We start from the raw sequence: 11,658 nt of genomic DNA on the forward strand, positions 1-11,658 counted from the left end.
GGCCGCGAGCCCGACGAGCTGGAGGAGGAGATCGAGAGGAACCTCACGAAATAGCACGTCGGACGGGCTGCCGGCGCCACCGGTGCCGGTGCCGGCCAGGCGGGACTTTCGCAACACGTTCTAGCCGAGGGTCTCGGCTGCGGTCGGCGAGGAGTCACGCAGGAAGGCCGAGCAGCGCTCGTACTCCTCCTGCTCGCCGATGGCCTGGGCGGCCCGCGCCAGGGCGTGCAGGGCGCGCAGGAAGCCGCGGTTCGGCTCGTGCTCGAACGGCACGGGGCCGTGGCCCTTCCAGCCGGCCCTGCGCAGTGCGTCGAGGCCGCGGTGGTAGCCGGTGCGTGCGTAGGCGTACGACTCGACGACGCGGCCGCTGTCGAAGGCCTCGTCGGCGAGCTGTGCCCAGGCCAGGGAGGAGGTCGGGTACTTCGCGGCGACATCGGCGGGGGCCGTGCCGTTCGCGAGCAGCTCACGCGGCTCCGGGTCGTCGGGCAGATGGGTCGGGGGAGGGCCCCCGAGCAGGTTCTCGTGGATCGACATGGGTTCAAGTGTGCCTGGCACATGCGTGCCGGGGTAGCCGGGCACCGAATGCACGGTCAGCCCGTGCCCGGGTTCTCCGGCTCCTCGTGCGCGGGTTCCAGGGGCGGGGCCGCGATACCGCAGTGCACCGTGCACTCGGGGCGCGCCTGCTCCTCCTTCTCGGCCACGGCCGGCGGATTGCGTACCGTCGCCCAGGCGATCGCCGCCCCCAGCACGAGCAGCCCGGCACACATCGGCATGGCCCGGCGGAAGGTCGAGGCGAACTCGTCGGCGTTCCGGTAGGCCTCCGGGCCCATTCCGGCGAGCAGCGGCAGCGCGGCCACCGCGATCAGCCCGGCGGCGCGGGCGGCCGCGTTGTTGATCCCGCTGGCGAGGCCGGCCCGTGCGGTGTCCACGGAGGCCAGGACGGTCGCGGTGAGCGGTGCGACCAGGGTGACGAGCCCGACGCCGAGGACGGCGACCGCGGGCAGCACATCGGTGAGGTAGCCGGAGACGGTGTTCGACCCGGGCCCGACCCTCAGCATCAGCAGCATTCCCGCGGCGGCGATCAGCGGGCCCGCGGTGAGCGGGATGCGGGGCCCGATGCGCTGCCCCAGTTCGCCCGAGGCGGCCGAGAAGAGCAGCATCAGCACGGTCGTCGGCAGCAGCGCCGTGCCCGCGCCGAGCGCCGAGTACCCGGCCACCACCTGGAGCTGGATCGCGGCCAGGAAGAAGTAGCCGCCGAGCGCCGCGTACACACAGAGGGTGATGATGTTGACGGCGGTGAACTGCCGGGACGCGAAGACCGAGGGCGGCAGCATCGGTTCGCTCCGGGTGCGTTCCACCCGCACGAAGACCGCCCCGAGCAGGACCCCGGCGACGGCCGCCCCGATCACCGCACCGGACGCCCCCTGCTCCGGCGCCTCGATCAGCGCATAGGTCACCAGGGCGAGGGCGAGCGCCCCGAGCACGGCCCCCAGCACGTCGAAGCGCCCGTGCGCGTGCGGGTCGCGCGATTCCGGTACGTGCCGCAGCGCCACCGGCACACAGACCGCGGCGAGCGGCACATTGAGCAGGAACACCCACCGCCAGCCCGGCCCGTCGACGAGCCATCCGCCGACGAACGGCCCGATGGCGGCCCCGACCCCGCCCAGCCCCGACCACAGCCCGACCGCGCGGGCCCGGTCGTCGGGGTGGAAGCTCGCCTGGATCAGGGCCAGCGAGCCGGGTGTGAGGAGTGCCCCGCCGATGCCCTGGAGGGCACGGGCGGCGATCAGGAAGGCGGCGTTCGGCGCCACACCGCACAGCACGGACGCGGTGGCGAACCAGAGGACGCCGACGACGAAGACCCGCCGCCGCCCGTACCGGTCGCCCAGGGCTCCCCCGAGCAGGATCAGCCCGGCGAGGGTCAGCATGTAGGCGTTGACGGTCCACTGGAGGGCGGCCAGGTCGGTGCCGAGGTCCTTGCCGATACGGGGCAGGGCGACATTGATGACGGTGGAGTCCAGCATGGCCATGCTGGAGCCGAGGACAGTGGTGAGGACGACCCGGTGTCCGGTGGCGGAGGCGACGCGGATGGCTCCCGTCTCGGCTGCGGCAGGCATACGAGCAGCATCCCCGCTCCGTGCCGGGAAGGCCATCGGGCGGGGCGCACCCGGCCGAGGGGGCCGGCCCGTCAGGCCGGCGGAGGGCCGGCTGCCGCCCGCCCCGTCACGGCCCGTACACCCCTGATCAGCGCCTCCACCCCGGCCTCCGCCTTGGAGCGCGGGCACCCCACGTTCAGCCGCACGAAGCCCTGCGCGCCGTACACCCCGCCCGGCATCACCGCGACCTTCTCCCGCTCCACCAGCACCCGCTGCAACGCCTCGTCGCCGTCGACACCGGCGGGCCGCAGATCGATCCACGCCAGATAGCCGGCCTGCGGCGGCCGCCACCCCAGCTCCGGGAACGTCTCGCCCAGCCGCCGCGCGACCAGCGCCAGATTCCCGGCGACATACGCCCGGAGCTCGTCCAGCCAGGTCGCCGACTCCCGGTATGCGGCGATGTGCGCCGTCAGCGACAGCACGGCCGGCGAGGCGAGCCCCTCGGCCGTCTCCATGCGGCGCAGGTACTCGGCCCGATCGGCCGGATCACCGATCAGCCCGTACGAACCGGTCAGCGCCGGGAAGTTGAAGGCCTTCGACGCGGAGGTGATCAGCGCCCAGCGCCCCTCGCCCGCGACCCTCGTCCACGGCACGTGCACGTACCCCTCGTGCACGAAGTCCGCGTGTATCTCGTCGCTGATCACCGCGACCCCGTACCGCGCCGCGAGCGAAGCCGTCTCGCCCAGCTCGGCCTCCGTCCACACCCGGCCCGTCGGATTGTGCGGCGAGCACAGGACCAGGACCTTGCTGTCGGGGCGGGCGAGCTCACGTTCCAGCGCGGCCCGGTCCCCCACCGGCACGCCCCGCAGCTCCCGCCCGAGCCCGGTGACCGCCTTGCGGAACCCGTCGTACGTGGGGGTGTGGACGACCACGCCCTCGCCCCTCGACGTCCACATCTTCAGCAGCTGCGAGAGCTGGCTGAGCACGGAGGGCCCGTACACCAGCTGCCCGGTGTCCACCTCCGTGCCGTACCGGGTCGCGTACCAGTGGGCTATCGCCGAGCGGAAGTCGTCCTGCCGCCAGTCCGTGTAGCCGAACACCCCGTGGTCGAGGCGGGAGCGCAGTGCGCTCAGCACCTGTGGCGCGGTCTCGAAGTCCATGTCGGAGATGGTGAACGGCAGCAGCCCGTCCACCCCGAACCGGTCCGCGACCCCGTCCCACTGGACGCACCAGGTGCCCCGGCGGTCGATGACGGTGTCGAAGTCATAACGCGTGCTGGAACCCACAGCGACCCCTTACGTATGCGTCTGTCGGACATGCCGTGGGCCCGGCACCCCACGGGGTACCGGGCCCACGGCCACACTGCGTACCGGCTGCTACTTCAGCCGGGTGCCGGTGGAGCGCAGATTGGCGCAGGCCTCCGTGACGCGCTTGGCCATGCCCGCCTCGGCGGACTTGCCCCAGCTGCGCGGGTCGTAGACCTTCTTGCTGCCGACCTCGCCGTCGACCTTCAGCACACCGTCGTAGTTGCGGAACACGTGGTCCACGATCGGGCGGGTGAAGGCGTACTGGGTGTCGGTGTCGAGGTTCATCTTCACGACGCCGTTCTCCAGCGCGGTGGCGATCTCCTGCTCGGTGGAGCCGGAGCCGCCGTGGAAGACGAAGTCGAACGGGGACGTCCTGCCGTACTTGGCGCCGACGCCCTCCTGGAGGTCCTTCAGCAGCTCGGGACGGAGCACGACGTTGCCCGGCTTGTAGACACCGTGGACGTTGCCGAAGGAGGCGGCCAGCAGGTAGCGGCCCTTCTCGCCCAGGCCGAGCGCCTCGGCGGTGCGCAGCGCGTCGTCGACGGTGGTGTACAGCTCGTCGTTGATCTCGTGCGTGACGCCGTCCTCCTCGCCACCGGTCGGGGTGATCTCGACCTCAAGAATGATCTTGGCGGCGGCGGCCTTGGCCAGCAGCTCCTGGCCGATGGCCAGGTTGTCGGCCAGCGTCTCGGCCGAACCGTCCCACATGTGGCTCTGGAACAGCGGGTTCTCACCCCGGGCGACGCGCTCGGCGGAGATGTCCAGCAGCGGACGCACGTAACCGTCCAGCTTGTCCTTGGGGCAGTGGTCGGTGTGCAGCGCGACCTTGACGTCGTACTTGGCGGCGACGATGTGCGCGAACTCGGCCAGGGCGACGGCGCCGGTGACCATGTCCTTGTTGTGCTGACCACCCAGGAACTCCGCCCCACCGGTGGAGATCTGGACGATGCCGTCGCTCTCCGCCTCCGCGAAGCCGCGCAGTGCAGCGTGCAGGGTCTGGGTCGACGTCACATTGATGGCCGGGTATGCGAACTTGCCTGCCTTCGCCCGGTCGAGCATCTCGGCGTAGACCTCGGGGGTTGCGATGGGCATCTGACCGCTCCTTGGGATATGCGGGTGTGCGTTGCTGGTTCCCTGACCTGGGGGCGACGTCATCGTCGCCCCCATCTTCCCAGACTCTCGTTCCGGCTCCACCCGGCCCGTCGCCGGGCCGGTCCCGCAGGTGCGCGGAGGGCATACGGAAGGGGTGGGCTGTTTCACGTGAAACAGCCCACCCCTGAAAGAGACCGCAGGTCGAGCCGGACGTCAGGCCAGGCCGAGATCGGCCACGGAGTAGACGTGGACATACGGGAGGCCGGCCTCGGCGATGGCCGGAGCGGCACCCCGCTCCACGATCACGGCCACGGCCACGACCTCGCCTCCGGCCTCGCGCACCGCTTCCACGGCGGTCAGCGGGGAACCACCGGTGGTCGAGGTGTCCTCGACCACCAGGCAGCGACGGCCCTCCACGTCCGTGCCCTCGATGCGGCGCTGCATCCCGTGCGCCTTCTGCGCCTTGCGGACGACGAACGCGTCCAGCTCCTGCCCGCGCGCGGCGGAGGCGTGCAGCATCGACGTGGCGACCGGGTCGGCGCCCAGCGTCAGCCCGCCCACACAGTCATAGTCCAGCTCGGCGGTGGCGTCGAGCATGACCTGACCCACCATCGGAGCGGCCTTGCCGTCCAGCGTGATGCGGCGCAGGTCGATGTACCAGTCGGCCTCAAGACCCGAGGAGAGGGTCACTTTGCCGTGTACCACGGCCTTGTCCTTGATCTGCTGGAGCAGCTCAGCACGTACGTCACTCATGGCTACGAGCTTAGGGCCTCTCGTTTCGGGTCATGCCGGGCTCGCGGGGGCCGGCACTTCCCCGAGCTCTCGGCTTCGTTCGAGCAGGGGAGACCCCATCGCTCGCCGCGTTGTCGTCGGTCGCCGACGCTCCGCGCCTGCTCCCTCCTCCGCCTAAGGGCTGTCGCACGCACCAGACCCCGCTCCCTGATCCGGCCCGACCCGGACGAAAGACGCTGGAGTCCTCCCGTTCGGACCACCGCCGGGGTCAGAGCCGACGCCAGCTCCACGTGGTCGAGATCTCCAGCGGGTCGATCGGGGTGACGTAGCGGGGCGCGGTGTTCAGCCCGTTCGGCGGGCCGGACTGCGGCTCCACACAGACCGCCTCGTCCTGCTCGTCGTAGATCACGACCCACTCGTCCCGGCTCTTCACCGTGAGCTCCAGCTGCTCCGGCCAGGTGAGCGTCACCTCGACCCCGTCCGGCATCCCGAAGCAGTCGTCCCAGGGGCCGCTCAGGGGCGGGATGCGGCGGCCGGTCGGCAGATGGTCCTCGCCGCGCTCCTCCTGCCAGGCCGGATCGAAGGCCAGCCGCACATCCTTGCCGCCGTCGCCGAGGTTGCGCAGGAACCACGGATGCCAGCCGGCCTGCGCCGGAAACGAGTCCCCGTACGTCTCGATGCCGAAGGCGAGCGTGAGCGAGTCCTCGGCCAGCTCGAAGGTCTGGGTCACCCGGCCGGGATACGGCCAGGGGTCGGCGAGGTCGTAGTAGAACGCCGCCTCCCGCTCGCCCAGTCGGGCGGTGTGCCAGACGCTGTCCCTGCCGGTGCCGTGGATGGCGTGCGGCGGGGCGTTCAACGGCAACCGGTGCGGGATGTCGCCGTTGTGGAACAGGCCGTTCCCGGTGCGCCCGCACCACGGCACCATCGGGAAGCAGCCGTACCGCTCCCCCTGCCGCAGCAGCTCGGTGCCACCGATCCGCAGGCTGCCGATGCGGCAGCCATGGGCGGGACTCACGGTCAACTCTGTGTCGCCGACGGACAGCCGGACGTCCTTCTCGCTGCTACTCACCCGACCGAGATTACTGGCGCAGCGGCTCAGGGCCGTCCCGTAATCCCTGGTGGATCGCCGTGCGGCGTCGGATGCGGTGCGTCGCAAGGCGGAGGGACGCCCGAATACCGGGTACAGTCGGGCGTACCGGCCGCGCGGCGGCGCGTGGGATCTCCCCTGCTCGAGCGCAGCCGAGAGCATGGGGGAAGCCGCTGACGCCGCGCACCCGCCAGGGATTACGCCCGTCGCCGTCTCAGTGCCCGGCTCACCACCACGGCCGAGGCCAGCGCGAGCGCGGCGGCCGGGGCAACCCAGCGGAGCGTGGTGCCCGCGGTGGTCGAATCGGGTGACGGGACGGGCGCGTACCGGCCGCGCGGCGGCGCGTGGTCGACCTCCTCGGCGCTGCGGCCGATCATGGTGCGCCTGGCGTGCGCGGCCTCCGCCGGGGGGCCGTCGGGGACGGTGAACTCCACCTCGGAGACCGGGTCGAGCGAGGGCGGCGGCACGGGCGCGTCGAAGACAGAGTCGGTGCCCTCGGGCTTCCCGGGCTTCCCGGGCTCCTCGGGCTTCCCCGGCTCCTCGGCCTTCCCGGCGGAGGTCGCCGCGTCGCCGGCAGCCGCCGCGCCGGTCGTGTCGGACTCCTCCGCCGCCTCCTCGATGGCCTGCTCCACGGCTTCCCCGACGGACCGCTCGGCCTCCCCGAGCGCCTCCCCCGGCGCAGCGCCGCCTTCCTCACCGGCCGCCAGCGTCTCCGTCACCAATTGCTGGGCGAAGCGGTCCAGCAGTCGGCGGGCCGCGACGAGCACCGCAGCCGCGTCCAGCTCCAGCAGCCGGCCGTCACCGCTCGCCGTACCCGCGAACCCGATCACCGTGCCGCCGTCCCGCTCGGTCAGGGCGATCGTCAGGGCCAGCTTCGCCGAGCCGCTGCCTCTCGCCTCGGAGCCCTCGCCGGTCACCAGGACCGCTTCCCCGCGCGTCCTCTCCGGGCCGTCCTGCGGCGCATCGGTGAGTCTGAGCGCGCCGCGGTACGTGATCGTGTGGCCGTCGACCCGGATCCTGAGCCGGCCGGACAGCGGGCCCGTGGACGCGTCGGCGTCCTGCTGGAGCCCCGGCACGCATCGCGCGACGCGGGCGGGGTCACCCAGCGTCCGCCGCAGGGACGGGACCGGAACCGGAACGAACACCTCATGCTCCATGGAAACCGAGCCTACTCAGCCCCGGCCGTCACGTCAGCGGTTCCGCCCCGCGAGGCCGCCGGGCACCCGAGCACGAGCCCCGGGCTCACCGGTCCTCCCAGTACCGCGGATGCACCAGCGTCGACGGCGGCAGCCCCGGCAGCCGGGCCCGCTCCGCCTCCCGCCCCACGTCCAGCAGCATGGGCTCCGTCATCGACCGCAGCGGAGGCGCCTTCGCGGCGAGGCCGAGCTCCGGCCGCTTCTCCGGGTCTGCGAGGACGAAGCCCCAGCCGTACGCGGGGCGTGCCCGGTGCGTGGCCCGGTCGGGGCCGGCCACGGAGTCGGAGAGCCGGCCGCTCATCCCGTACGGGCGGGTGCGCAGGCCGGCCGCCCGCATCGACGCCTCGACCGTCCAGAACGTACGCGGCCGGGAGACCGGCGGGCCTCCGTGCACCACCAGCCGGCCGCCGGGCGCGAGCGACTCGGCGACCAGACCGTAGAACTCCGCCGAGTAGAGCTTCGTGCTGGTGGAGATCCCCGGGTCGGGCAGATCGGAGATCACCACGTCGTAGCGGTCGTGCGCCGCCCTCAGCCAGTTGAAGGCGTCCGCGGTGACGGCCGTGACCCGCGGGTCGCCCAGCGCGTGGCCGTTCAGCTCCGAGAGCGCCCGGTCGGTACGGGCCAGGCGGGTGACGCCCTGGTCGATCTCGACCAGGGTGACGGCGCGTACGTCCGGGTAGCGCAGCACCTCCCGGGCGGCGAGGCCGTCGCCGCCGCCCAGGATCAGGACGCGGGCGTGCGGCCCGTTCATCGCCGGGTGCACCAGCGCCTCGTGGTAGCGGTACTCGTCGCGGGCGCTGACCCGCAGCCGTCCGTCCAGATACAGATCCAGGGAGCTGCGGCCCGACCCCGTCAGCACCACCTCCTGGACCTCGGTCTGCACCGCGACCCGCACCCCGTCCCCGTACACCGCCTGCCGCGCCACCCGCTCGAAGTCGTCGACCAGCGCGGTGGCGACGGCCAGCACGGCGATCACCGCCACGTTGGACAGGATCAGCAGCCGGCGCGAGCGCGGGGTGAGATCGCGCCGGAAGACGTACAGCACCAGCGCCCCGCCCGCCGCCGCGTTGAGCGCGCCGGTGCACAGCGCCCCGGTGAGCTGGCCGAGCATCGGCAGCAGCAGAAAGGGGAACGCGAGCCCGCCGACCAGCGCGCCCACGTAGTCGGCAGCGAAGAGGTCCGCGACGGCACCGTCCGCGTCCTGCCGGTCGACGCGCTGGATCAAGGTCATCAGCAGCGGGATCTCCGCACCGATCAGGATGCCGATCGTGAGCGAGAATCCGACCAGGGCGTACCGCGACTCCCCGATCCAGGCGAACGACGCGTACAGCACGAGCGCCGAGGAGCCGCCGACGAGCGCGAGAGCCGCCTCGATCAGCCCGAAACCCACTGCGGCACAGTTGCGTAAACGTTTCGCGAGAAGCGATCCGACACCCATCGCGAACACCATCACGGAGAGCACGACGGATGCCTGGGTGACGGAGTCACCGATCAAATAGGAGGCGAGCGCCACCAGTTCGAGCTCGTACACCAGACCGCAGGCAGCACAGACGAAGACTGCAGCCAGCACGAGACACCGACCGGTCCTCGGCCGTACGGGAAGACACGCCGCACCCCCTCGCAGCGACACCTGCTGGTCGATCATGACGCGAACGCTACGTCACGATCACATGGCAGCCTGTCACCCACAAGGGTTTAAGTGGCGTTCTCACAACGGAGTTGGGACTTCTCGGTGTGCTGCCGCCGGCATCCGCACACCCACTCGGGTGCGCGTCGCGACCAACTGCCCCTCCTGCGGGTACGCGTGCCAGGTGCGCCACCGCACCTGCCCCTCGGCCCGCTGCGCCAGCATGGCGGTGAAGGCGTGCGGGCTGCCGGGGAACGTTCCGGCGAGACCGTGGGGATGGTCGGCCACCAGCGCGAGGAGCTCCTGCGCGCGCCCCGCGAACGAGCCTTCCGAGAGCGTCTCGACGCGCGCCGCGAATTCGTAATCCCATTCGCCGAGTCGCTTGGAGACACCGAGCGGCAGCGGCGTACTGCTGCCGGGGATGCACGCGACGGTTTCGGAACAGGTGCCGCGCTCCGCTTCGAGGAGCACCTGGTGGGAGGCGCCGAGCAGGCGCATCTGCAGCCGGGCACCCGCGAGATCGAGATCGAGCACGGCCAGAGCGGGGAGCGGTTCACGCCCCAGCGTCCAGGCCAGGTCGGCCGCACGGGTATCGGAATAGGCCGTCTGGAGGGTCGTGAGCATGAGTCGGCTCCGCAAGCAAGCATGGACACATGGACAGGGGACGCCCCCGACGTGATGCACGTGGGAGGTGGGTAGCGCCCGATCAGGTCCAACTGGGGTCCGAGGGCTGAATGTTCTCTCAACCGAGGGAACCACGAATAAGTCGTATCCACAGCATTTTTCCCCAACTTGCCGTGGTTTCCATCCGCTCGGGGGCCCCTCGGTTCATCTGTTCACCGGTAACTCGCGAAAAGCCCCAACAAAAAGGTGCCCGGCGGGAGTTCACCCTCCGAGCACCTCCGGAACCAGCCGTCCGGGTCAGCTTCCCCCGCCGCATCCACCCCCACCGCCGCACGACGATCCGCCGCCGCACGAGGAGTGCCCGCTGCTGCCGCCGCAGGACGTACCGCCGCCGCTGTCACCCCCCGCCCACCAGCTGTCCCCCGCCGAGTCGCCGCCGGTCCTGCGCCGTCCGCCGCGCCTGCCCGCCTTCGCCCTGCTCACGCCCCTCAGGACCAAGACCAGCAGCACGATCAGACCGACCGCGATCGCCACTTCCACGAAGACCGTCACCGATCTCACGTCCTTCCGTCCCCCGAAGCGAGGTCCCCCGCTTCCCCGCGCCCGTCGCGTGCGTGGGGGATGCCCCCGCCCCCGAAGGGCCAAAGCAGACTTGAGCAACTTCAGAGCTTGCGCGCAGGATGACAGCCATGACACAGGGACGACCGCTGCTCAACCGCCGCCTCGCCGGGTTCGGTACGACGATCTTCGCGGAGATGTCGGCGCTTGCCGTACGGACCGGCTCCATCAATCTCGGCCAGGGCTTCCCCGACACCGACGGCCCCGAGGAGATCCGGGAGGCTGCGGTCCGGGCGCTGCGCGACGGGCGCGGCAACCAGTACCCGCCGGGCCCCGGCGTCCCCGAACTGCGCACCGCGATCGCCGGCCACCAGCAGCGGCGCTACGACCTCACCACCGACCCCGACACCGAGGTTTTGGTCACCGCCGGCGCCACCGAGGCCATCGCCGCCACCCTGCTGGCGCTGCTGGAGCCCGGCGACGAGGTCATCGCCTTCGAGCCCTTCTACGACTCCTACGCCGCCTGCATCGCCATGGCCGGCGGCGTCCGTGTCCCGCTCACCCTGCGCGCCCCGGACTTCCGCCCCGATCTCGACGCCCTCCGGGACACGATCACGCCCCGCACCCGGCTGCTGCTGCTGAACAGCCCCCACAACCCGACGGGCATGGTCCTCACCCGCGAGGAACTGACCGCGATCGCCGCACTGGCCGTGGAGCACGACCTCCTGGTGGTCACCGACGAGGTCTACGAGCACCTGGTCTTCGAGGGCGAACACATCCCGCTGATCTCACTGCCCGGCATGCGCGAGCGCACCGTCTCGATCTCGTCCGCCGGCAAGACCTTCTCGTACACCGGCTGGAAGGTCGGCTGGGTCGTCGCAGCCGCCCCGCTCGTCGCCGCCGTCCGGACGGCCAAGCAGTACCTGACCTACGTCAGCGCGGGCCCGTTCCAGTACGCCGTCGCCGAGGCGCTGCGGCTGCCGGACGCGTACTTCGAGGACTTCCGCGCCGGCCTCCGTCGCAAGCGCGACCTGCTCGGCGAGGGGCTGAGCGCGGCCGGGTTCGAGGTCCACCGCCCCCAGGGCACGTACTTCATCACCACCGACATCACCCCCCTCGGCGAGAAGGACGCCCACGCCTTCTGCCGCGCGCTCCCCGAACGCTGCGGCGTCGTCGCCATCCCCAACTCCGTCTTCTACGACGCCCCCGACGCCGGCCGCAGCCAGGTCCGCTTCACCTTCTGCAAGAAGGACGACGTCCTGCACGAGGCCGTCGGCCGCCTGCGACGCCTGGTGCCCTGAACCGGAAACACCCCGGGGCGGCGGTCGTGAGGACCGCC

At 71.7% G+C, this 11,658-nt stretch carries 11 protein-coding genes; 1 reads left to right on the top strand and 10 read right to left on the bottom strand.

Annotated elements, in window-relative coordinates:
• Positions 1-120: 120 nt before the first annotated feature.
• The 10 genes from ACWCQ6_RS33380 to ACWCQ6_RS33425 form a co-directional block, all read right to left on the bottom strand.
• Positions 121-534 (bottom strand): DUF3151 domain-containing protein, encoded by a 414-nt coding sequence (locus tag ACWCQ6_RS33380; protein ID WP_451095669.1) that lies wholly within the window; start codon positions 532-534, stop codon positions 121-123.
• A 56-nt stretch (positions 535-590) separates the two neighbouring features.
• Positions 591-2,117 (bottom strand): MFS transporter, encoded by a 1,527-nt coding sequence (locus tag ACWCQ6_RS33385; protein ID WP_451095671.1) that lies wholly within the window; start codon positions 2,115-2,117, stop codon positions 591-593.
• Positions 2,118-2,188: 71 nt separating this feature from the next.
• Positions 2,189-3,382, bottom strand: a complete 1,194-nt coding sequence (locus tag ACWCQ6_RS33390; RefSeq protein ID WP_451095673.1) for a MalY/PatB family protein — start codon at positions 3,380-3,382, stop codon at positions 2,189-2,191.
• A 90-nt stretch (positions 3,383-3,472) separates the two neighbouring features.
• Positions 3,473-4,495 carry a class II fructose-bisphosphate aldolase gene (gene fbaA, locus ACWCQ6_RS33395; protein WP_451095675.1) on the bottom strand — a complete coding sequence of 341 codons (1,023 nt, stop codon included), beginning with the start codon at positions 4,493-4,495 and terminating at the stop codon, positions 3,473-3,475.
• 213 nt (positions 4,496-4,708) lie between these two features.
• Positions 4,709-5,248 carry an orotate phosphoribosyltransferase gene (gene pyrE, locus ACWCQ6_RS33400; protein WP_451095677.1) on the bottom strand — a complete coding sequence of 180 codons (540 nt, stop codon included), beginning with the start codon at positions 5,246-5,248 and terminating at the stop codon, positions 4,709-4,711.
• A 247-nt stretch (positions 5,249-5,495) separates the two neighbouring features.
• On the bottom strand, positions 5,496-6,296 hold the full coding sequence (locus ACWCQ6_RS33405; protein ID WP_451095679.1) for an aldose epimerase family protein: 801 nt from the start codon (positions 6,294-6,296) through the stop codon (positions 5,496-5,498).
• A 215-nt stretch (positions 6,297-6,511) separates the two neighbouring features.
• Positions 6,512-7,471: an SRPBCC domain-containing protein gene (locus ACWCQ6_RS33410; RefSeq protein ID WP_451095681.1), complete on the bottom strand. Its 960-nt coding sequence runs from the start codon at positions 7,469-7,471 to the stop codon at positions 6,512-6,514.
• An 85-nt stretch (positions 7,472-7,556) separates the two neighbouring features.
• The gene (locus ACWCQ6_RS33415) at positions 7,557-9,155 is read right to left on the bottom strand and encodes a polyamine aminopropyltransferase (protein ID WP_451095683.1); all 1,599 of its coding nucleotides are present in this window, start codon (positions 9,153-9,155) and stop codon (positions 7,557-7,559) included.
• A 63-nt stretch (positions 9,156-9,218) separates the two neighbouring features.
• Positions 9,219-9,761, bottom strand: coding sequence for a DUF2617 family protein (locus ACWCQ6_RS33420; protein WP_451095685.1), 543 nt, complete (start codon positions 9,759-9,761; stop codon positions 9,219-9,221).
• 297 nt (positions 9,762-10,058) lie between these two features.
• Positions 10,059-10,313, bottom strand: a complete 255-nt coding sequence (locus ACWCQ6_RS33425) for a hypothetical protein (RefSeq protein ID WP_451095687.1) — start codon at positions 10,311-10,313, stop codon at positions 10,059-10,061.
• A gap of 137 nt (positions 10,314-10,450) precedes the next feature.
• On the opposite strand from ACWCQ6_RS33425, the gene ACWCQ6_RS33430 reads away from it, so the two are divergent.
• The gene (locus tag ACWCQ6_RS33430) at positions 10,451-11,620 is read left to right on the top strand and encodes a pyridoxal phosphate-dependent aminotransferase (RefSeq protein ID WP_451095689.1); all 1,170 of its coding nucleotides are present in this window, start codon (positions 10,451-10,453) and stop codon (positions 11,618-11,620) included.
• Positions 11,621-11,658: the final 38 nt, after the last annotated feature.

The organism is Streptomyces sp. NPDC001880 (genome assembly GCF_053594575.1).